The organism is Streptomyces sp. NBC_01549, from assembly GCF_026339955.1.
Taxonomy (GTDB): domain Bacteria; phylum Actinomycetota; class Actinomycetes; order Streptomycetales; family Streptomycetaceae; genus Streptomyces.
The window spans coordinates 742,212-763,453 of sequence record NZ_JAPEPW010000004.1; the positions used below are offsets into that span (position 1 = coordinate 742,212).

The following is a 21,242-nucleotide window of genomic DNA, read 5'->3' on the forward strand; positions in this document are numbered from 1 at the left end:
CTGCGGCGACCAGATCGATTGAGACAGGCGGACATTCGAATTCTCAGCCGATCTGGTCCGATGGGTAAGAACGCCGCTCATCGTCTCCAGGGATCTGGTCCGCCGGGGCCGTGTCGAGCCGGTCGAGTTCCTCCCGGCCCCCGACGACCGCTGGGCCGCAGCCTGGCGGCAGACCACCGACGACCAGAGCAACGGCTTCCTCGGCGGTGTCCGCCTCCTCGACGATCTGGGAACGGGACGGCCCAGCGGCGAGGTAGCGCCCGCCAGGAAGGTGCATGATGAACGGAACATCCCACGACCAGGCGCCAGTACACCTGCTGAAGTGCAGGTCCCGGTGGCTGCTTGAGGGATGGAGCTGCCGGAGAAGCGGCTCACCATACGCTGCTCCCACCAGTCTGATGTCCATGTACTCCTTTTGGAGCAGTCGCTGCCACGCAGCCTCCACGACATCATCCTGACCAGGCTCGGCGTCATCGGAAGCACTCGGCGCATCTATCCATCCCATGCGCCCATTCTGCCGTCCCGTGCGCCGACTGCCCTTTTGCCCGAACCAGTTCACCTGGGTCGGCCTGCGGATCGGCCCCGTTCACCTGAGATAGGGACCAGATCGGCCGAGACGGGACAGCGCTGACGGCGAGCGCGGCCGCCGAGTCAGATGTCCTGTGTCATCGAACCTTGAGCGCGTGTCAACGAAGCCTGAGCGGCTCGGCGTCACGGCTGGCGGCGCGCCGTGTCCGTCCTCGCCGTCAAGCTGGCCGACGAGCGGCGTCGACTGGATGAGTTGCAGGCTGGCGACCTGGCCGTGGGGCCCGTCTTCGAGCTCAGCTACGGCCAGCTGGATGCGGAACAAGCCCGAGCTTTCTGCCTGCTGAGCTCCGCCACCCTCCCATTCGTATCTCTTCTGGAATCAGCGAGTCTCCTCAGCCGGGGCATCCCGGAGGCAGGCGACCTGCTGGAGAGTCTGGTCGACGTCGGATTGCTCATACCCATGGGACCTGAGCACTACCAAGTGCACAGCCTGGCCCGGCTCTTCGGCGAAGCACGTTCCGGCGAATGGCGATTTCCTCAAGAGTCCTGGCCTCCGTAACGCTGGAAGGGCGGCTTTGTCCGCAGTCCGCCAAACTCGGTGTCTCTCCCGGCCTCGCTGTATCGGCGTCCGCCAGACCGGGAGGGAACCCGACCAGGGAGCCGCTCCCCGTGCCGGGAGCAACTCGTTTTCGTAGGCTGGTGGTGTTCGTGGCTACTTCGGAGGGTCTGTCATGCCTCTGAATGTCGGTGAGTTCTGGGTTTTGGCACAGATCTTGGGGAGCGGTCGCGGAGCGTCACTGAAGCAGGATCATCTTGCGGAGCAGTTTGAATCCGGCACGCCCATAGAGCTGCCTCTTGATCTTCTTGATGCGGTTCACGGCGCCCTCGGTGCCGCCAGAGCTCCATGCGAGGGTGAGTCCGGCGGTGACGGCGTCGATGTCTCGAAGCAAGTGGAGTGCGAAGCCGGTGAGGCCGGGTAGTTGGCTGGCGTCGACAGCGTCGATCCAGGTGAGGAGCATGGCGCCGCGGCGGTCGGTGAGGATCTCGCCGAATTCGCGGACGTGTCCGGCTGCGGTGTCCAGTTCGGGGCAGCGGGCCAGAACGTCCTTGAGACCGGCGCGATTCTCCTCGCTCAGGGCCGTGGGATGACGGGTGAGCCAGCCCGTCACCTGCCGCACCGTCGGTGGTAGTGGCGGTGCTTGGGGCGGAGAGGCGCGCAGGCTGGCGATGTGGGCGCGGACCATCTGGTAGGTGACGGGGGCGTTCTCGGCAAGCAGTTCACGGTGCAGCTGGATGACGCTCGTGCAGCCTTCGACTAACCGTCGTTCCAGATAGGGCTTGTAGGGGTCCAGCCGGCTGGGCCTGGGCGCCTCGTTCGCGGCCACCGATGCGGCCCTCTGCCATTCGGTCGGTGTGGGCCAGGGCCCTGGAGCCCGGTCACACGGATGGCCTCCGCGGCCGTGTTGTGCATAGACGAGTGAGGGCATCGCGGCGACATCGCACAGTGGAGTTCCTCCTGTGGGCAGTCTGGCGCGGCTCCCACCTCGCTCTGGGCCACACTCTCTTCGGCTACATCCGCTACCGCCGGGGCTGCCTGGCCGACGCGGAGGAGCTGGCCCGGGAAGGCCTGCACATCGCCGACAAGGTGGAAGGGGCGGTTCCCGCCCAGTGGTTCGCCATCGGCATCCTCATCCAGACCCTGCTGGCCCGTGGACGGACAGACGATGCACGCCGCCTCGCCGACACCTACCACTATGGCGAGATGGTCCCGAACGCCGTTGTCTACCCGGACCCCCGTACGGTGTACGCCGAACTGCTCCTGGCGGAGGGGCGACATCAGGAGGCGGCGAGCCTGCTGTCCCGGGTTGGAGACCGGCTGGAGTCACGCGCCTGGCGCAACCCCGCATGGTGCCCCTGGCAGCAGAACCTGGCCTTCGCTCTCGCCCCTACCCACCCCGAACGAGCAGCCTCCCACGCCCGGGACGCCGTCAAACGGGCACGGGACTTCGGTGTGGCATCCGCCGTCGGCCAGGCGTTCCACACCGAGGCCGAAGTGACCGGCGGACCTGAGGGGCTTGACCTGCACGCTGCGGCCGTCGAATACCTGGAGCGTTCACCCGCCGCGTACGAGCTGGCCCGTGCGCTGGTCAGCCACGGTGCCGCACTGCGCCGGAACGGCCGGCTCCAGGAGGCCGCCGACCAGCTCTACCGCGGCTTGGAAGGTGCCGTCCACAGCGGTGCCGAGGCGCTGGCCACCCAGGCCAGGGAAGAACTCACCGCAGCCGGACTGCGGCCACTGCCACTGCGCTACGCGCAGACAGACACGCTCACCGCTCATGAACGAAAAGCTGCCGAAATGGTGGCCCAGGGCCACCCGGTCGCGGTAGCCGCGAAGAACCTGCGCATCACCGAACAAGGCATGAAACGGCTGCTGTCCTCCGCGTACCGCAAGATCGGCACCGATGCCACAGGCCTTGCCAGAGCACTCAAGACCTTTCCGCGCCCCTTGCCGTAACGCTGGTCTTCGAACTTGAACGGTGCGCGTGGTCGTGCGCGCTGATCCGGCGTCACGATGTGAGCCCGCTGAACCCAGCCGTCACACTTACGCCCACCGGTCACCATCGGTTCAAATAGCACCATGACCAGAGGCATACCGCGTGCGGGGGCACGAGGCCGTCAGCTTCGGCGGATCGCAGAGCGCAGAGCACGGGTGGGACAACGAACCGCGCAAGGCGCCGGAGCTCCGCTGGGAGCACGTCGCCCAGGACACCGCCGTGGGGCGCCGCAGCGAACCGGTGCCGGCGTCGGCCCTGGAGCCGACCGAGGAGCGGTCAGTCTGCCCGCGGAAGTGGGAGGATCGGGCGACCGGGCGGCCCTCGTCGCGACGATGCTCCCCGGGCTGGCAGCAGTCGCCGCATTGGTTTTCACCTGGGTATCCGTGACCCAAGTGTCCGAAGAACTGGCAATTTCGAAGCAGGGACAGATCGCGGATCGGTTAGACAAGGCATTGGAGAGGCTCAGCGACAATTCAGCGAATATACGCAGAGGCGCCATCTTTTCCCTGCAAGGCATCATGGAAGACTCTCCACGGCAGCAACCCGCGGTGATCGATGCGTTGTCACGGCAGCTGTAGTTCGTGAGGCGTGAGGCATCGCCGCTGGCCAGCGTGGTGGGTGGGGTGCCTGCGGCAGGGGTACGGCCACCGGCATCGTGATCTTGTGTGACGAAGAATCAAGAAGCGGTGGCCGCGCAGGCCACGGTAGTACACGCCGGGTGGGACGGGTTGTTCGAGGGGTTGATGGGCCGGTTCGCGAGCTGCTTCCCGCGCCGGGAGACCCGGCTGACCTGCCGGAACATGGTCTCTGGGCTGCTGATGGTCAAGGAATCGGCGAACTGCTGGTCGTTGGCCGAGGCGATCGGCCACAGCGGTCCGCATGTCCTGCAGCACTTCTTGTCGAGGGCCCGCTTCGACACCGAGGCAGTCCGCCGGTCGGTCGCGGCCTGGACGGTGGAGCAACTCGGCGAGAGGGAGGTGATGTTGGTGGTGGACGAGACGGGCGATGAGAAGTCGTCCCTCGACGCGGTCGGCGCGGCCCGGCAGTACTCCGGGGCGCTGGGCGGGATCGGGCTGTGCCAGGTCGCGGTACACCTCTCCTACGTGAGTGCCGAGGGGCACGCGCTGGTCGACCGTCGGCTGTACCTGGGCGAGGCATGGGCGGCGGACGACGAGCGCCGTGAGCTGGTCGGGGTGCCCGACGAGAGGGTGTTCGCCACCAAGCCGCAACTGGCCGGCGACATGCTGGAGGACGCCCACGCCTCGGGGGTGCACACCGCGTGGGTGGCCGCCGACGAGGTCTACGGTGGACGGGAGTTGCGTGCGCGGATCCGTGCGCTGGGCTACGGCTACGCGATCGCGGTACCCACCAGCCACCGGGTCACCACCCCGGGCGCCGGGAAGAAGAAGGTCACCGCGCTGCTGGAGCGGGTGCCGAAGCGGGCCTGGATGCGGCTGAGGACCGGCCATGGCACCAAGGCCGAGCGGCTCTACGACTGGGCGATGATCGACGTGAACCCCGACGATGCGCCGCCCGGACAGGCCGCCGGGCACAGCCAGGTCCTGGTCCGACGCCACCGCCGCACCGGCACCCTTTCCTTCTACCGGACCTGGCACCCCGACCCGCAGCCGATATCGGTGCTGGTCAGCGCGGTCTGCCGCAGGTGGCGGGTCGAGGAGGACTTCCAGGGAGCCAAGGGCCTGGCCCACCTCGACACCGGCCAGGTCACCTGCTGGACGTCCTGGCACCGCTGGAGCCTCATGTCAATGATCGCCTACGCACTTCTGGCCGTCGGCGCCCTCCACGAGCGGCAACGCGCCCACCCCGCCAACTCCGACGACGAGTTGGCCATGGTGCCCGTCAGCCCGCGCGAACTCCTCGCGCTATTGCGGGTCTTCGCCCTGCCAAGGCCCCGCCAGGACACCGATCCGGCACACGCCCTGCGCTGGTCGAACTGGCGTCGCCGACACCAGCATCGCGCGACGGCCTGCCACCGCCGCTGGAACAACGTCACAGCAGTGGCCATCGCATGACAGGAACCTCACGAGTCACGAACTACAGCTGCCGTGGTTGTCCGGGTACATTCGCACGCACGCCACCAAGAAAATGTCGGCTGAGAAGGCCCCCGACGTTCAGGCTGCACTCTCCGTGCTCGGTCATCGCAACCCTTCCCAGGACGGTGACAGCACCATCAACCTCAGAGGCGTCCATCTGGCAAACGCCGATCTGCGAGGAGTCGACCTGACCGAGGCGAACCTCGGCGAAGCGGTTCTGTCCAACTGTAACTTGGAGGGCGCGAATCTGTCCGGTGCGAACCTCCGCCTCGCCTCGCTGAGACAGGGGAGTCTGAAGGGTGCCAACCTGGCCGAGGTGAATCTGGGCGGGGCGGTCCTGAATGACGCAAACATGATCAAGGCGAAGCTGTCCAACGCTCGGCTCGATTCAGCCGTGCTGAAATCTACCGTCCTGATAAACGCAGATCTGCGAAATGCTTACCTCTACGAGGCCGACTTACAGGAAGCGGATCTGACCAACGCGGACCTGACCGGGGCGGACCTGACCCAGGCAAGCCTGGAAGCCGCCCGTCTGGACGGCGCTGACTTGACCAGCGTTCGTCGTCCGGAAGCAGATCTCCCGACGTCAGTACCATCCCGCATCTCTTCGCCGTCAGCCGGAGCGCCGGACGCGGAAGGATGAGAACGCTCGGCCTCTGCCCGTGTGTTGCGGCAGCGGACGGGAGTCGCGGTCAGGACCGCCGCCACCTTGCTGGTCGCCGTCGGCGACGCAACCACCTTCCCCACCGCCGCTCACCTCGCCTCCTACGCCGGCCTCGCCCCGACGACGAAGTCGTCGGGGACCTCGATCCACGGCGAACACGCACCCCGAGGCGGAAACCGCCAACTCAAACGCGCGATGTTCCTCTCCGCGTTCGCCGTCCTGCACGCTCCTGCCTCCCGCACCTACTACGACACATGCCGGGCCCGGGGCAAGACCCACACACAGGCCGTCCTCCGCCTCGCCCGTCACCGCATCAGCGTGCTGTTCGCGATGCTCCGCGACGGCACCTTCTACGAACCCCGAACCCCCGAAACCGCTCCCGCATAACCCACTCAGCCTTGACGAAGGACATCGAGGCACCCCCCGATACGGTCCCCTGTCAGAATCTGTGTCGCATCCTCGCTGTGGGCTATCCGGGCTGGTCAATCCCGATGCGTTCCCGGCTGAGGTAACCGGCCTGTTCGAGGTCGGCCACGATGGCCTGCGCGGTGCGCTCGGTGATCCGGCAGGTCGCGGTGATGCCGCGCAGCCGGGCGGTCGGGTCGACGGCGATGGCCAAGAACACCTGGGCGTGACTCGTCAGAAACGTCCACTGCCCTGCCGGGGTGGCCGTGGTGGTGGACGGGTGTGGGGCACCCTTGCGGCGACCGGGCCGTGAGTGCCTGCTGGCCTTTCCGTAGCTCTATTTGGATCGGTCGACGTCGGCCACGGCGGTCGCGTCGAAGTCTCCAAGGGACGCTACAGGCCGTGGGCCATTGCTGGGGTTGCTGTACTCCGCTGCTGTACCGCAACCGAGCTCCGTCGCCCCCTCTTCGCGGCCGTCTCCCGTTTCCAGGGGGTTCCCTGCCGTTGTCACTCGACGCAGGCGGTCAGACACGCCCTCCACCGAGACATCACGGCAAAATGCGCGAAAATGGCTGAAGAGGATGTTTTGGTATTTGCCAGGAGTCGCAGATGGACGCCTCGGACGAACTCCTTCGAGGGGCTGACCCGGCGGCTTTTCTGACGCTGGACGGCGCTATCCGCAGCCTCAACGCTGCGATGGCCACGGCGCTGGGCAGGTCTGCGGAGCAGTGCCTGGGACGTGACTTCGGTGATCTGTGGCCCGCAAGCCAGCGGATGTCGGCCGAGAGCCTCGTGGCCCACGCCGCCAAGACGAAGGCGGTCGCGATGCGGGTGCTGGACTTCCCCGGGCGAGGCGGAGTACCCGTTGCCTCCTTGATCGAGGCGCGGCAAGTGAAGGATCCCGCAAGTGACGAGCAGCTGGTCTGGGTGCACGCACTGGACGCGCGAAACGACCTGGCCAGCCTGCTGATCCCGTTCCGGCTGGCCACCACGGCCGCCCACCTCGGCCTGTGGATGTACTCACCCGGTGATCAACAGCTGGAGTGGCTCGGCGGCGCACCCGCCCTGGTCACGCTCTTTCCCGACCTCACTGTGTCGCTTTCCAGAGTGATATCGGCAGTGCACCCTGACGACCGGGAGGCCTTGCGGCAGCTCCTGCGCTCGGCATCCGCCCAGCAGTCCCCTTGGGTGAGGGTGCGGTACCTCCCCCAGCACGAGGGCTGGCACCAACTGGCCGCCCAGACCGGCCGGATCCAGTTGGGTTACGGCGGCCCCGAGCGGATCTTCGGAATACTCCGCGACGACACCAAGCAGGAGAAGCGCAAGGAGAAGGCGCAGGCCGCACTGACTGCCGAGCGACAGCGCGCCAAAGACATCGCCGACTTCTCCTCTGCCTTGATCACCGCAGCCACGGAGCAGGAGCTGCGGCAGATCGCCCTGACCCGGCTCGCCGCAACCTTCGGCGCCAGCGGCGCCCTGCTCGCACTCGTCGACGAAGGCCGCCTGCGCGTCTCCACCGATGCCGGGATAGCCATGTGGGAGGTCGACGTCCTGCACGGCCTGCCGCTGGACCATCCAAGCGCCTTGCCCGAGGCGATCCGCACCGGCAAGCCGCACACGATTCGCCAGCTGCACCATGCTGCATATCGACCCGGGCGACGGACGGGTCACCGGCGCAAGCGCCGGCCATGTGCCGTTGCTGTGCGCGCGCAAGGACGGCAAGAAGTTCGACTTCGAGAAGATCAGGTCTCTTCTGCCATCAAGCGACTTCCGCTGCTGAACTGGTGGGGGTACCTAGCTACTTTGCGTGTGTCCGGGCCACAGGAAACGTGGTGGGAGGTACTGCCGGAGCAGGCGCGGCAGCTGCCCGCTGAACTGGCCCGGATAGATGCCTACTTGGATGACGAGCAATTCATCGCACCGTGGCGGCCGGTGATCACCGAACGCCTGGGGCGGCCGTCGGTTCCGGTCGAAACGGTCTTGCGGCTGCTGTACCTCAAGCACCGCTACCAGCTCGGCTACGAGACGCTGTGCCGTGAGGTGGCGGACTCGCTGAGCTGGCGGCGGTTCTGCCGGATCCCGCTGACCTCCCCGGTGCCGCACCCGACGGCGCTGGTCAAACTCGTACGCCGCAGCGGCCCCCAGGCCATCGAGCAGCTCACCGCCGCACTGCTGGACCAGCTCGTGGAGGGCAGGCTGCTGCGGTGCGAGTGTGTTCACAGGAGCGATCCAGGGCCGGAGGGTAAAGCTCAAGCTCACTTGTTCCGTCCTGCGGGTGGTTTGCGGCTGTGAGGCTGCGCGCTCAGTCGGTCGGCTCGGAAACTGAGCCGGGAGCGGCGTGGGCCGCCGGGAGGGGTCTCATGGCGGACAGCAGGGTCTTGGTCGCGGTACGGGAACGTCCACAGGATGATGGTGCCGGTGCCGAGCAGTTGGCGCGCATCGGTGAGGCGATCGAGAAGCGGGGATTCGACGTCCGATGGGCGGTAGGCGTCGCGGACGCCGAGGCGGTGCTGCGGACGGAGGCGGGGCTGACCGCGGCACTGGTCGCCTGGGAACTACCGGGCCAAGGGGGCGCGGAGGGCGAGCCCGGGGGCGCCGCGGTGCTGCGCTCCATCGGTCGGCGGTTCCAGGACCTTCCGGTCTTCTTGGTCATGACCGACGACGGCGTACGGGACCTGCCGCTATGGGTGTCGGAGTCGGTCGTGGGCTATGTGTGGCCGCTGGAGGACACTCCCGGGTTCATCGCGGGCCGGATCACCACCGCCGCGCGCACCTACCAAGATGCCGTCCTGCCGCCCTTCTTCCGGGCGCTGCGCCGCTTCGACGACGCGCATGAGTACTCCTGGCACACCCCGGCCCACTCCGGCGGCGTCGCCTTGCTGAAGTCGCCCGCGGGCCGGGCCTTCCACGACTACTTCGGGGAACGGCTGTTGCGCAGCGACCTGTCGATCTCCGTCGGGGAGCTCGGCTCGCTGTTCGAACACACCGGCCCGATCGGCGAGGCGGAGCGCAACGCCGCCCGGGTCTTCGGCGCCGGCCTCACCTACTTCGTCCTGCACGGGGATTCCACCTGCAACCGCGTGGTCGGCCACTTCAGCGTCACCCGCGACGAGATCGCGCTGGTGGACCGCAACTGCCACAAGTCGGTGCTGCACGGACTGGTCGTCTCCGGCGCCCGCCCGGTCTACCTGATCCCCACCCGCAACGGCTACGGCTTAGCGGGGCCGCTGTCCCCGGCGGAGCTCGCGGCGGACTCCGTCGCGGCGCGGATCGCCGCGAACCCGCTGACCCGGGGTGCCGTGTCGCCGCGCCCTCAGTACGCCGTCTTCACCAACTCCACGTACGACGGCCTGTGTTACGACGCCCCGGTGGCGGCACAGGCGTTCGCCACGAGTACGCCCCGGCTGCACTTCGACGAGGCATGGTTCGCGTACGCCCGCTTCCACCCGCTCTACGCGGGCCGGTACGGCATGTCGGTGGACGAGGACACCTTCCCCGGCCCGAACCGGCCGACGGTTTTCGCAACCCAGTCCACCCACAAACTGCTGGCCGCGCTCTCGCAGAGCGCCATGGTCCACGTCAAGCCCGCCCCAAGGGCGCCCGTCGAACACGACCGGTTCAACGAGGCGCTGATGATGCACGGCACCACCTCCCCGCTCTATCCGATGATCGCCTCACTGGACGTGGCAACAGCGATGATGGACGGGCCGCAGGGCCGCTGGCTGATCGACGAGGCCGTGACCGAGGCGGTCCGCTTCCGCCAGGAGATGGTCCGCATCCGGCGCCGTATCGAGGAGGCCGGCGACCGGCCGCCGTGGTTCTTCGGCGTGTGGCAACCCGAGACGGTTACCGACCCAAGCACCGGAACCCGACTGCCGTTCGACGAGACCCCGGCCGACCTGCTGCGCACCGAACCGACCTGCTGGCACCTGGAACCCGGCGCTGCCTGGCACGGCTTCCCGGGGCTGACCGACGGCTACTGCATGCTCGACCCGATCAAAGTCACCCTGACCTGCCCGGGCATCGACGCGACCGGCGAGACCGGCGAGTGGGGCATCCCGGCACGAGTGCTCACCGCGTACCTGGCCACCCGCCACATCGTCGTGGAAAAGACCGACAGCTATACGACGCTCGTCCTGTTCTCCATGGGCATCACCAAGGGCAAATGGGGCACCCTCCTCGACGCCCTGATGGACTTCAAGGCCCTCTACGACGAGGACGCCCCCCTTGACCGGGTCCTGCCTGCCCTGGTCGCCGAGCACCCCAGGCGATACGCCGGCCAAACCCTGCGCGAGCTGTGCCAGGACATGCACAACCATCTTCGCTCTGTCCGCCTCGTCGACCTGCTGGACACTGCTTTCCAGCAGCTGCCGGAACCGGTCACTCCACCGCAGCTGTGCTATCAGCGCCTGATCCGCGGTGGTACCCATCGCGTACGGTTGACCGAGGCGCCGGGCCAGGTGGCCGCCGCCATGATCACCGTCACCCCGCCCGGCATCCCCGTCCTCATGCCCGGCGAGAGCGTCGGCGCCCCGGACGGCCCGCTGCTGCGCTACCTCACCGCCCTCGAATCCTTCGACCGCCGCTTTCCCGGATTCCGCAGCGAAACCCACGGCGTAACCCTCGACCCCGACACCGGCGACTACCTCATCGAATGCCTGCGACCGACAGCCAGAGAGGAAACAAGCGCCGACGCACAGGAACGCCGCACCGTGGCACCGGCCCAACGCAGCCATCCGAAGGAAACCCATGAGCGGTCCTGACAGGGCTGTCAACGTGACGGCTCTGTCCCGTAATCGGGATGCTGTTGGTGATCTTCAGATGGCCAAGTCCCGGCAGAGGCGCCGAAAGTGGCTGGCGGTTCTGACTGGGCGCGGTGGGGTGGGGTGGGGTGGTGCCAGGAGGAAGGCATCCGCTGAGGCGGATGATGTTCGTTCCTGCGGCGGTGAACACGTGCTGGACGTGGGTTTTCGCGATGCCGTGGTAATGGCAGTGCCGCAGGCCGTGGGCCTGGACGGTTTCTGAGACCGTCGCCTCGCAACCGGCGCGGATGGCGTAGTGCTCCTGCCACTCGGAAGTCTCCTGCTCGCGGCGGACCTGGGTCTGGATCTCCTGTAGCGGCTGAGGCAGGAGGAGGATATGGCGGCCCCGGCGGGCGGCGTTGCCGGTGCGCTCCAGTCGGTCCTCGCAGGCCCGGCAGGCAGGCCTGGGGAACATGACGGACAGCCGCTCGTGCCCGTCGCCGAGCGTGGGTTTCCAGGGATGACTCGTCACCCCTGGAGGACAGGTGGGTGTGCGGGCCTCCCAGTCCGGGGTGAAATCCGCCTTCGTGAAGCCGGGATGTTCACGCGCCCGGGGATCGGGGCGGACCGGCCCGGTCAGGGTGAGGCCATGGGTGCGAGCCGATCGGTCGATGGACTCAGGCGTGACATATCCGCCGTCCACGAAGTGCTCCAGATCGTTGAACCCCTGTCGGACCAGGCCCTGGTGAATGTCGTCGAGCACCGCGATGTCCTGCTCCGGGGCGGGCTGGGTGACGACCTGCACGATGACGTCCGGCCCGGTCGCCCCGCATGTCCCGGTCCGGTGATCGCGGTAGCCGATCCAGGACTTTTGGCCGGGCGAGGTGAGTTTCTGGCCGTAACAGGCCTCGCCGTCACAGGGGGAGACGATTTCCAGACTGGCCCACGGGGCACAGGCCGTGGCGGGGTCTGGCCGTCCGGCGACTGCGGAGGCAGGTCCGCCCTGCGGGGCATGGTGCGCCGGCTCAACCGGTCGGTGGTGGACTTCGGCCCCCGCCACCGCAACCGGTCCGCCGCGTCGTACCAGTACTGCTGCACCCATATCCGCCGTAACAGTTGGACCTGCGGCGCGATCGCGCAGAACCCGCACACCCCGGGCCACGCGGTCATCGCCGGCAAGGACACGATCTACGTGACCACCGACGACGGCAAGCACCTGACGAAGGTGGCCGCCGGCCTGACCGGCTACCTGAGCTCGCTGGCGTTCACCCCCGACGGCTCGACGGTGTTCGCTGGCTCGCGCGAGGCCCCCACCAGGACGGTGAGGGCATCGCTTGGGCCGCTCTGGCCACAGCCGGCCGCCCTCGGTGGCGAGGACATGGACGAGTACGTGCAGCCGCTGTGTAAGAGCTGCCACAAGCTCAAGACCCGCGAGAACTTCGGGGCCACGACGCCCCCGTTCTGACGCACGTTCAACGGCTCGTCCACCACGCGACCCCCGTTCCGGTGGCTGTGGTCACCAGCGTCACGAGCCACGCGGGCACCCGATGAATGACTAAGTACAGCTCGCCGCAGCGGAGTTCGAACTGCGGGCTCTGCTCGTTGCCGTCAGCTTTGCGGGTCATGTCTTCAGTGAACCAGCACCCCCCGGAGGTACGTCATGGGTCGTATGTGTACAAAACCGGGGGTGCGACTTTGACAGTCTGCACGTCCAAACTGGAAGGAAGCGCCTGCGTGGTGCCGTGCCCGACGTCGTCACCGTCCAGGCCGGGCGCGAGGACGTCGAGCCGGGCGTAGACACCGCAGCAGCCGGAGAAGGACTCAAGCCGCAGCCGGTCGCCGTCGGCCGTCACCACCGGGTCGAGCGAGGCATTGGCGCTCGGCCGGTAGTAGCGGGCGGCGGCCACGTCGGCGACCGCGAGCAGCGCCGTCGCCGCGGCGGCCGGTGCGGTCACGAACCCGCTGAAGAACCGGGGGTTGGCCACCTCTCCGGCCGGGGTGGCACCGCCGGAGGTCTCCAGCGCGAGGGTGCGTCCGGCCCCTCGTCAATCACCGTCAGGGCCTGCAGACGGTTGCCGAACGCCGCCGAGACAACTGCCCATACTCGGAGATGCCTCGACCTGCGCCTTACCGCCGCCTCGCCCCGAAGCGCCGCTCCTCTGCGGCGGATGACCAGCGGCTGCGTGGAACTGAGCGCGTTCTTCGAAGGACGAGCACCCGACGGTGGACACACTCCGCAGCTGCTGACGCGCGATCACTTGGTGGCGTTCATCGCTGATCAGCGCCACCGCGCCTCCCACGGGCTCCCCATGCTCGTCCTTCAGCGCGGCGCACCCCGTGGCCCGCAGGGACCACGCCAAGTCACTCCGGGAACGGCGGCCGAGGTCTTCACCGGTGCCCGCCAGATACCGCGGACCGCGCTTGAGACCGGCGAGTACGAGCGTCTCGGCCTGGACCGCGGCTTCATCATTGCCCTGCCCTACGGCCGCGCCCCTCGCGGCCGGCGCCGCAAGCCGTTCTCCGACGAGGTGGCCCGCGCTCTGGCAGCCGAGGACAACTTGTGACAGCTGGACAACGGACGGGTGAAGCCCTGGTAGATGGGTTTTCGACCAAGAAGACCGTCTCCACCAGAGGCTTCGCGTCGCTTTTGATGGTCTCGCCCACGTGGTCTTCTCCTCGGTCGAGAACCTGGAGGCGCTCCGACACCGACTGGCTCGGCACCAGGTGTTCATCGCCCACGAAGTACACGCGCCCGACGGAACACTCCGTCAGTTCACCACACGCGGCGAAGACCTGAACGGTTTCGTCCCGCGTTACGAGCGCCCGTCGGTCTACGCCCGCATCCTGTCCTCGCAGGATTCCTCCCACCGCATCGACAACGGAACGGACACACTGCCATGAGCGAAGTCGTACTGGGCATCGACACGGGCACCGCCAGCACCAAGGGCGTACTCACCACCCTGGACGGATCCGTGATGGCGACAGCCGTACGCCACCACTCCATGTCGCTGCCCAGACCGTCCTGGGCGGAAGTGGACGCCGCCGCCGTCTGGTGGGACGACTTCACCGCGGTGGCCCGTGAACTGATGGACCGGATCGGCCCCCACACCCTCGCCGGACTCTGCGTCAGCGGCGTCGGCCCCTGCCTCCTGGTCTGCGACAGCGACGTGGAGCCCGTGCGGCCGGCCATCCTCTACGGCATCGACGGCCGGGCCGAGCGGGAGATCCACGACCTCACCGAGCGGCTCGGCGCCGACACCGTTCTCGAACGCTGCGGCAAGGCACTCAGTACCCAGGCCGTCGGCCCGAAGATGCTGTGGATGCAGCGCAACGAGCCACAGGAATGGGCGCGCGGAACGAGGTGGTACAACTCCAACTCCTACCTGGCCGCCAAGCTCACCGGGGCCTACGTACTCGACCACCACACGGCCAGCCAATGCGACCCGCTGTACGACATCCATGCCGGGTCCTGGGCGCAGGACTGGCTCCCGGACATCGCAGGCCACCTGGAGATGCCCCAACTCGTCCACCCCCACGAGGTCGTCGGAACAGTGACCGCCGCGGCGTCGCAGGCCACGAAGATCCCGGTCGGCACACCTGTCTCCGCCGGGACCGTCGACGCCTGGGCCGAGGCCCATTCCGCCGGCGTACGGCATCCCGGCGATCTCATGCTCATGTACGGCTCCACACTGTTCTTCGTCCAGGTCCTCGGCACCTACCGGGCGCACCCCAAACTGTGGACCACCGCAGGAGTGGAGCCGGGCCGACGAACCATCGCGGCAGGTATGTCCACCTCGGGATCCCTGACACAGTGGCTCCAGGACGTCACCGGAGGAGAGTCCTTCGACACCCTGGTCGCCGAGGCGGAGGCCGTGCCGGCCGGTTCGGACGGCCTGCTGATGCTCCCGTACTTCGCCGGTGAGCGGACCCCGATCTTCGACCCGCATGCCAGAGGCGTGGTGGCGGGCCTTACGCTGCGGCACACGCGCGGCCACCTGTTCCGGGCCGCCTACGAGGGCATCGCATTCGGCGTCCGCCAGATCCTCGACTTCCTGGAAGACCCCGACGACCCGGTCCGGCGCATCGTCGCGGTCGGGGGCGGCACGAGGGGCGGACTGTGGACCCAGATCGTCAGCGACGTCACCGGCCGGGAACAACAGGTACCGGCACAGACCATCGGAGCCTGCTACGGCGACGCCCTCCTCTCCGCGGTCGGGCTCGGACTCGTACCGCCCGACACGGACTGGGCAGTGGCCGAGACGACCGTGCGGCCCCAGACCGACACACGTGAGGTGTACGACCGCCTGTACGCGTCGTACACCGCGCTCTACCCCGCCACGGCGGACATCGTGCACGATCTCGCCGACATCCAGTGAAAAGCAGCGGTGAGGTCAATGGGTCGGTGCAACATCCCAGGTAGAACGGTTACTGGAGGTGTTGCAGGCGGCGCACCGTTGCGGCGTGCTGCACCGGTCGCAGACCGGTGAGTGGATCGGCCGCGAAGCCAAGGACACCCAGCGCATGCTGCGGGGCATCCGTGATCCACTCGCTGATCGCGATGAGCGGGCGCGCTCCGGTCAGCACCGCCGAGACGGCCGCGCACAGCAACGCGAGGGCCGGATAGCGCAGTCCCCGCACATCGTGGGGATCGGCGACCAGGATCAGGAAATGCCGCAGGTCAGCGACATCGCTTGAGCTGAGGGAATCAGTCGTGGAGCCCAGTTGCTCCAGCACGGAAGGGATGGGCGATGAACGCTCAACCTTTACTGCGACGGAACACGAGTCTGCAGACTCGACATCCTCACCCACCCCGTAACGAGTGGGTTTCCGAGGTTAATTTCCAGGTTCCAAGGGTTGGCGCGGAACCATCTCCTCGTTATCGTTCACGCACTTCACTCAATCGTTCCGCTGAACGAATAGCGAGAAGGACGGTCGGTCCATGTCCGACATCCACCACCCGGGACGGCGATCGGTCCTCGCCGCGGGTGCCGCGGCACTCGGTGCGTCCTGGCTGCTCACCGGCTGTACGGGTGCCGCCGCCGCACCCGTGCTGCCCGCGGCGGCGAAGAAGGGCGCCCCCGACCGCGGCGGCACCCTCCGTATCGCCCGGCCGCCCGCCTCCGAGGCCGAGACGCTCGATCCGGCCAGCGCCCTCTCCGCGTACGAATACCTCGGCGCCCTCTACAACCGGCTCGTCCGTGTCGACGCGAACGGCGACCTCGCCCCCGACCTCGCCGAGTCCTGGGAGCCCGACGCCCAGGCCCGCACCTGGACCTTCCGCATCCGCGAGGGCGTCACCTTCCACGACGGCCGGCGGCTCACCGCCGCCGACGCCGCCTACACCCTGCGCCACATCCTGGACAAGGCGACCGCCTCGCCCCAGGCCGCCGTCCTCGCCCCGCTGATCGACCTCAAGACACTGCGCACCCCCGACGAGCACACCCTCGTCGTGCCGCTGAAGACCCCCAACGCGGAGTTCCCGAGCCTGCTCACGCACTACAACTGCTATGTCGTCCCCGACGGAAGCGCCCGTTCCATCGGGCGGACGGGCATCGGCACGGGACCCTTCAAGCTGGAGTCCTTCGCCCCGGCGGGACCCGGCCGTGTCACCGCGTACACGGACCACTGGCAGGGCCGCCCCGTCCTCGACGCGATCGCCTTCTACTCCGTCGCCGACATGTCCGCCCGCTCGAACGCCCTGCTGGCGGGACAGGTCGATCTGCTCTCCCAGACCAATCTGGACTTCGCGACCGCCCGGGTGGTCGCCGCCTCCAGCCGGGCCACCGTCGCCCGCGTGAAGAACGCCCAGTGGTACGTGCTCCCCATGCTCACCACGGAGAAGCCCTTCACGGACGTACGGGTGCGGCAGGCGATGAAGCTCGCCTACGACCCCGAGCACGTGGTGAAGGTCGCCCTCCAGGGCGCGGGCACCGCCGGCTGGGACAACCCCGTGCCGCCCAGCGACCCCGCGTACATCGCCGCGCACCCCGCGCACGACCCGGAGAAGGCCAGGTACCTGCTGAAGCAGGCCGGGCACGAGGGCCTCGCGATGGACCTCTACACCTCCTCCTACGACCCGATCTTCACGCCGATGGCGCTCGCCTACCAGGACTCGGCCAAACGCGCGGGCATCCGGATCAAGGTCAAGACGGCCGCGGCGGACTCGTACTACACCCAGATCTGGATGAAGAAGCCGCTCATGGCGACCTACTGGTACACCGGCAGACCCGTCGACCAGCTCTTCACGCAGGTCTTCCGCGGTGGCTCCTCGTACAACGAGACCGCCTGGTCCGACAAGGACTTCGACGCCCTGCTCGACCGGGCGCGACGGGAGACGGACGACCGGCGGCGGCGCGAACTGTACGGCGAGGCACAGACCTTCGTCGTCGAGAAGGGCGGGGCGATGACCCCGATGTTCGCCGACCGGCTCGTCGGCCTGTCACGGAAGGTGCGTGGATACGCCGAGCACGGCTTCGAGTTCGACTACCTCGGCATCGGCCTGAAGGGAGCCTGAGCAGTGGTCTCCTTCATAGCCCGCAGGGTGGCCGCCGCCCTCGGTACCCTCTTCCTCTCCTCCGTCCTCGTCTTCCTCGCCGTCCAGGCCCTGCCCGGCGACGTGGCCACCCAGGTCCTCGGCAAGGACGCCACCCCGGACGCCGTTGCCGCCCTGCGCGGGAAGCTGAGGCTCGACCGGCCCGCCTGGGAGCGGTACGCCGACTGGGTGCGCGGCGCCCTGCACGGCGACTTCGGCACCTCCCTGGTCTCCGGGAAGGCGGTCGGCGGCGAAGTCTCCATGTACCTCGGGAACTCCGCGCTGATCGCCCTGATCACCGTCCTGTTCGCGGTCACCGGTTCGATCGTGCTCGGCATCCTCGCGGGCCTGTACCGCGACCGCTGGCCCGACCACCTCATCTCGACCGTCAGCCTCGTCGGCATGAGCGTCCCCGAGTTCGTGGTCGCCACGGTGCTGGTGCTCTGCTTCTCCGTCGCGCTGCCGTGGTTCCCCGCGGTCGTGCTCTACGGCCCTGACGCGAGCGTCGGCCAACTCCTGCCCGCCGTCTGGCTGCCCGCTCTCGCCCTCGCCGTGGTGATGGCCGCGTACATCGTGCGGATGGCCCGGACCTCCGTCATCGACGTGATGGCGAGCGAGTACGTCACCACCGCCCGCCTCAAGGGCCTGTCGACCTGGCGGGTCGTCACCCGGCACGCCCTGCCCAGCGCGATGCTGCCGACCCTGCACGTCATCGCGCTGAACGTGGCCTGGCTGGCCGGCGGGGTCGCCGTCGTCGAGAACGTCTTCAACTACCCGGGCATCGGCAAGCTGATGCTCTCCTCCGTGCAGAACCGCGACCTGCCCGTCATCCAGGCCATCGCCCTCATCAGCGCCGTCGTGTACGTCGTCTGCAACCTTGCCGCCGACCTCGGCGCCATGGCCCTCAACCCCAAGCTCCGTACGCGCGGGAGGACCCGATGACCACGCTCGACACCGCCCCGGCGGCCCCGCCCGCGACCGCTCCGGCGCCCGCCGCGCGCGCCTGGCGCACCGTGCGTTCCTCGCGCGCGGCCGTGATCGGCCTCGCGATCGTCGCCGTCCATATCCTCATCGCCCTGCTCGCGCCGCTCCTGACCTCCTACGACCCCATCGCCAACGACTCCTCGCACGCTCTGCTCGGTCCCGGCTGGAACCACTGGGCGGGCACGGACCAGTACGGGCGCGACGTCCTCGCCCGGGTGCTGTACGGCGGCCGGTACGCGCTCGGCGTGTCCGTCGCCGCGACCGTGGTGACCGTCGCCCTCGGCACGGTCGTGGGCTGTGCGGCGGCGCTGCGCGGCGGCTGGTTCGACGACGTGCTGGGCCGGGTGCTGGACGCGGTCCTCGCGGTGCCGTCGATCCTGGCCCTGCTCGTCGTCGTCACGGCGCTGGGCACCGGCCCGGCGGTCATCGTCCTCGCGATCGCGGTGGTGTACGTGCCCCAGGTCGTACGGGTCGTACGGGGCGCGGCACTCGCCGTGGTGCCCGCCGACTACGTCACCGCGGCCCGGGCCAGGGGCGAGGGCACCTGGTCGATCCTGCGGCGCGAAGTCCTTCCGAACATTTCGGACGTCGTGTGCGTGGAGTTCGCGATGCGGGCGTCATGGGTCGTGCTGCTCATCAGCTCCCTCTCCTTCCTCGGCTTCGGCGCAGATCCGCCCACCCCCGACTGGGGACTGATGGTCGCCGAGAACCGCACCGCCATCACCGTCGTCCCGATGGCGAGCCTCGCGCCGATCATCGCCCTGGCCACGCTCGTGGTCGGGCTCAACCTCGCCGCCGACGGCCTGTCCAAGGCGTGGGGCGTCGACCGGATCAGGGAGGGCTCCTGATGACCTCGATCGTGTCCGTGAACTCGCTGTCCGTGGCCTACCGTTCGGGCGGCCGTGACGTGCCCGTCGTGCACGAGGTGTCGCTGGACGTCGCCGAGGGGCGGACTCACGCTCTCGTGGGCGAGTCCGGCAGCGGGAAGTCGACCGTCGCCGCGACCCTCCTCGGGCATCTGCGGCACGGGTCCCGGATCACCCGGGGTTCGGTGCTCGTCGACGGACAGGACGTGTTCGCCCTGCCCGCAGGGGAGTTGCGTCGACTGCGTGGCGGCACCGTCGCCATGGTCGCCCAGAACGCGGGGCACGCGCTGACGCCGTCCATGCGGATCGGGCGGCAGATAGCGGAGGCCGGCGGTGACGTACCGGTGGTGGAGCTGCTCGAACAGGTCCGGCTGCCGCGCCCCGCCGAACTGGCCCGCCGCTACCCGCACGAGCTGTCCGGCGGTCAGCAGCAGCGCGTCGCCATAGCCATGGCCGTCGCGGCCCGCCCCAAGGTACTGGTCCTCGACGAGCCGACGACCGGCCTGGACGTCGTCACCCAGCGCGGTGTCCTCGACCTGATCGCCGCCCTGCGCGACGAACTCGGGCTCGCCGCCGTCCTGGTGAGCCACGACCTCGGGGTCGTCGCGCACATGGCCGACGAGGTATCCGTCCTGCGGTCAGGGCGGGTGGTGGAATCGGCGCCCACCAGGCGGCTCTTCGCGCAGCCCCAAGACCTCTACACCCGATACCTGTTGGCGAGCGTGCCGCGCCTCGACGACGCCGGGCTCGCGGTCGTGGGCGAGTCGGGGGAGCGGGAGGTCAGGCCCAAGGCCGAGGTGCCTGCCGACGCCCCCGTCGCCCTGTCCGCCCAGGACGTCACCATCGACTACGGCAGCACCCGGGCCGTGCACGGAGTCTCCTTCGACGTCCGGCGCGGCGAGGTCCTCGCCCTCGTCGGCGAGTCGGGCAGCGGCAAGTCCACGCTCGCCTGGACGTTGGCGGGCCTGCGCACACCGTCCGGCGGCACGATGCGACACGAGGCGGGCGACCTGGACCGGCCGGCGCGGCAACGGCCGCTGTCCCTGCGGCGCCGGGTGCAGCTCGTCTTCCAGAACGCGGACACCTCGCTGAACCCCCGTCGCTCCGTGGGCGATGCGGTCCGGCACCCCCTGCGCTTCTTCGGAACGGCGGCCGACCGCATGGAGGCGGCCGAGCGGGGCCGCCGCCTCATCGCCGATGTACGGCTCGACCCGGCCCTCGCCGACCGCCTGCCCGCGCAGCTGTCCGGCGGCCAACGGCAGCGCATCGGCATCGCCAGAGCGCTGGCGGGCGAGCCGGACGTCCTCATCGCCGACGAGATCACCACCGCCCTGGATGTGTCTGTGCAGGCCGACGTCCTGCGGCTCCTTGACGACCTCCGCCGGGAACGCGAACTGGCCTGTCTGTTCATCAGTCACGATCTGGCCGTCGTACGGGGCATCGCGGACCGGGTCGTCGTCCTGCGCCACGGCGTCGTCGTGGAGGAGGGCCCGACGGAAGCCGTGTTCGCCGACCCCCGGCACCCCTACACCCGCCAACTGATGGCCGCCGCCCTCGAACCCGACCCCGACGCACAGCCCTACGTCGAGGACACCCTCGACTGGGCCGACGCGGCGGACGGGGACGACGTCTGGACCGATCACGGCGACGGCCACCGCGTCCGACGCTGGCGCCCCCTCAACGCCCCTGTGGCGGAAGGAGTTTCTTGAACCCTCCCCTAGCCAAAGCAAGGGGATTCCTGGCTCACGCTGCTTGGTCGCTCAGCGAACGACCGAGTCTTACGCGATCAACACCAGCCGGGTTGGAACCAGCCCGGATGTATGAAGTTTTGGAGGATGCTGCTGTGCTGGCTTGGCTCTCGCTCAGCACGTCATGCGCGCTTGGTTCTCGCGACGCATGGCGGACACGCTAC

General features: G+C 68.6%; 19 protein-coding genes and 5 pseudogenes. 17 read left to right on the forward strand and 7 right to left on the reverse strand.

Features of this window, described 5'->3' with window-relative positions:
- Positions 1-43: 43 nt before the first annotated feature.
- Positions 44-505 carry a DUF6193 family natural product biosynthesis protein gene (locus OG819_RS54345; protein WP_266657327.1) on the reverse strand — a complete coding sequence of 154 codons (462 nt, stop codon included), beginning with the start codon at positions 503-505 and terminating at the stop codon, positions 44-46.
- Positions 506-730: 225 nt separating this feature from the next.
- On the opposite strand from OG819_RS54345, the gene OG819_RS54350 reads away from it, so the two are divergent.
- On the forward strand, positions 731-1,087 hold the full coding sequence (locus OG819_RS54350) for a hypothetical protein (RefSeq protein ID WP_323139480.1): 357 nt from the start codon (positions 731-733) through the stop codon (positions 1,085-1,087).
- Between the two features lie 235 nt (positions 1,088-1,322).
- Here OG819_RS54350 and OG819_RS54355 read toward each other — a convergent pair.
- Positions 1,323-1,895, reverse strand: a pseudogene (locus OG819_RS54355) (transposase); the annotation flags it as partial.
- A 137-nt stretch (positions 1,896-2,032) separates the two neighbouring features.
- Here OG819_RS54355 and OG819_RS54360 point away from each other — a divergent pair.
- The 4 genes and pseudogenes from OG819_RS54360 to OG819_RS54375 all read left to right on the forward strand — a co-directional run.
- Positions 2,033-3,043 (forward strand): hypothetical protein, encoded by a 1,011-nt coding sequence (locus tag OG819_RS54360; protein WP_266657329.1) that lies wholly within the window; start codon positions 2,033-2,035, stop codon positions 3,041-3,043.
- 705 nt (positions 3,044-3,748) lie between these two features.
- Positions 3,749-5,116: an IS701 family transposase gene (locus tag OG819_RS54365; RefSeq protein ID WP_266647750.1), complete on the forward strand. Its 1,368-nt coding sequence runs from the start codon at positions 3,749-3,751 to the stop codon at positions 5,114-5,116.
- Positions 5,117-5,153: 37 nt separating this feature from the next.
- A complete protein-coding gene (locus OG819_RS54370; protein WP_266657331.1) occupies positions 5,154-5,780 on the forward strand; it encodes a pentapeptide repeat-containing protein in 627 nt (208 codons plus the stop codon).
- A 39-nt stretch (positions 5,781-5,819) separates the two neighbouring features.
- Positions 5,820-6,188 (forward strand): annotated as a pseudogene (locus tag OG819_RS54375) (transposase); the annotation flags it as partial.
- An 82-nt stretch (positions 6,189-6,270) separates the two neighbouring features.
- Here the strand turns inward: OG819_RS54375 and OG819_RS54380 are convergent.
- Positions 6,271-6,420 (reverse strand): hypothetical protein, encoded by a 150-nt coding sequence (locus OG819_RS54380; protein ID WP_323139481.1) that lies wholly within the window; start codon positions 6,418-6,420, stop codon positions 6,271-6,273.
- A 395-nt stretch (positions 6,421-6,815) separates the two neighbouring features.
- On the opposite strand from OG819_RS54380, the pseudogene OG819_RS54385 reads away from it, so the two are divergent.
- The 4 genes and pseudogenes from OG819_RS54385 to OG819_RS54395 all read left to right on the forward strand — a co-directional run.
- Positions 6,816-7,136: pseudogene (locus OG819_RS54385) on the forward strand (PAS domain-containing protein); the annotation flags it as partial.
- A gap of 706 nt (positions 7,137-7,842) precedes the next feature.
- A complete protein-coding gene (locus OG819_RS59450) occupies positions 7,843-7,986 on the forward strand; it encodes a hypothetical protein (RefSeq protein WP_353963278.1) in 144 nt (47 codons plus the stop codon).
- Positions 7,987-8,009: 23 nt separating this feature from the next.
- A pseudogene (locus tag OG819_RS54390) lies at positions 8,010-8,414 on the forward strand (transposase); the annotation flags it as partial.
- A 152-nt stretch (positions 8,415-8,566) separates the two neighbouring features.
- Complete coding sequence (locus tag OG819_RS54395) at positions 8,567-10,969, forward strand: Orn/Lys/Arg decarboxylase N-terminal domain-containing protein (RefSeq protein WP_266657333.1); 2,403 nt, start codon at positions 8,567-8,569, stop codon at positions 10,967-10,969.
- On the opposite strand, the gene OG819_RS54400 is transcribed toward OG819_RS54395, so the two are convergent.
- Entirely contained in the window at positions 10,854-11,753 is a 900-nt protein-coding gene (locus tag OG819_RS54400; protein WP_266657335.1) for a transposase, read from the reverse strand. The two genes, OG819_RS54395 and OG819_RS54400, sit on opposite strands and share 116 nt — an antisense overlap.
- 207 nt (positions 11,754-11,960) lie before the next feature.
- On the opposite strand from OG819_RS54400, the gene OG819_RS54405 reads away from it, so the two are divergent.
- On the forward strand, positions 11,961-12,413 hold the full coding sequence (locus tag OG819_RS54405; protein WP_266657337.1) for a hypothetical protein: 453 nt from the start codon (positions 11,961-11,963) through the stop codon (positions 12,411-12,413).
- A 7-nt stretch (positions 12,414-12,420) separates the two neighbouring features.
- Here OG819_RS54405 and OG819_RS54410 read toward each other — a convergent pair whose 3' ends face one another.
- Both OG819_RS54410 and OG819_RS54415 read right to left on the reverse strand, forming a co-directional pair.
- The gene (locus OG819_RS54410; RefSeq protein ID WP_266657338.1) at positions 12,421-12,573 is read right to left on the reverse strand and encodes a hypothetical protein; all 153 of its coding nucleotides are present in this window, start codon (positions 12,571-12,573) and stop codon (positions 12,421-12,423) included.
- A 108-nt stretch (positions 12,574-12,681) separates the two neighbouring features.
- A pseudogene (locus tag OG819_RS54415) lies at positions 12,682-12,969 on the reverse strand (SWIM zinc finger family protein); the annotation flags it as partial.
- 147 nt (positions 12,970-13,116) lie between these two features.
- Between OG819_RS54415 and OG819_RS54420 the strand changes: the two are divergent.
- The 3 genes from OG819_RS54420 (at position 13,117) to OG819_RS54430 (ending at position 15,324) form a co-directional block, all read left to right on the forward strand.
- The gene (locus tag OG819_RS54420; protein ID WP_266657340.1) at positions 13,117-13,512 is read left to right on the forward strand and encodes a hypothetical protein; all 396 of its coding nucleotides are present in this window, start codon (positions 13,117-13,119) and stop codon (positions 13,510-13,512) included.
- A gap of 100 nt (positions 13,513-13,612) precedes the next feature.
- On the forward strand, positions 13,613-13,849 hold the full coding sequence (locus OG819_RS54425; RefSeq protein WP_266657341.1) for a hypothetical protein: 237 nt from the start codon (positions 13,613-13,615) through the stop codon (positions 13,847-13,849).
- Positions 13,846-15,324, forward strand: coding sequence for an FGGY-family carbohydrate kinase (locus OG819_RS54430; protein ID WP_266657343.1), 1,479 nt, complete (start codon positions 13,846-13,848; stop codon positions 15,322-15,324). The genes OG819_RS54425 and OG819_RS54430 overlap by 4 nt, the downstream gene beginning before the upstream one ends.
- Before the next feature lie 49 nt (positions 15,325-15,373).
- Here the strand turns inward: OG819_RS54430 and OG819_RS54435 are convergent, their stop codons facing one another.
- Positions 15,374-15,682, reverse strand: coding sequence for a transposase family protein (locus tag OG819_RS54435; RefSeq protein ID WP_266657344.1), 309 nt, complete (start codon positions 15,680-15,682; stop codon positions 15,374-15,376).
- A gap of 205 nt (positions 15,683-15,887) precedes the next feature.
- On the opposite strand from OG819_RS54435, the gene OG819_RS54440 reads away from it, so the two are divergent.
- From OG819_RS54440 to OG819_RS54455, 4 genes are read left to right on the forward strand one after another with little or no spacing between them, the layout of a single operon-like run.
- Complete coding sequence (locus tag OG819_RS54440; protein WP_266635635.1) at positions 15,888-17,462, forward strand: ABC transporter substrate-binding protein; 1,575 nt, start codon at positions 15,888-15,890, stop codon at positions 17,460-17,462.
- Between the two features lie 3 nt (positions 17,463-17,465).
- Positions 17,466-18,422: an ABC transporter permease gene (locus OG819_RS54445; protein ID WP_266593461.1), complete on the forward strand. Its 957-nt coding sequence runs from the start codon at positions 17,466-17,468 to the stop codon at positions 18,420-18,422.
- Complete coding sequence (locus OG819_RS54450) at positions 18,419-19,312, forward strand: ABC transporter permease (protein WP_266657346.1); 894 nt, start codon at positions 18,419-18,421, stop codon at positions 19,310-19,312. The genes OG819_RS54445 and OG819_RS54450 overlap by 4 nt, the downstream gene beginning before the upstream one ends.
- The gene (locus OG819_RS54455) at positions 19,312-21,039 is read left to right on the forward strand and encodes an ABC transporter ATP-binding protein (protein ID WP_266657348.1); all 1,728 of its coding nucleotides are present in this window, start codon (positions 19,312-19,314) and stop codon (positions 21,037-21,039) included. Before OG819_RS54450 ends, OG819_RS54455 begins: the two co-directional genes overlap by 1 nt.
- Positions 21,040-21,242: the final 203 nt, after the last annotated feature.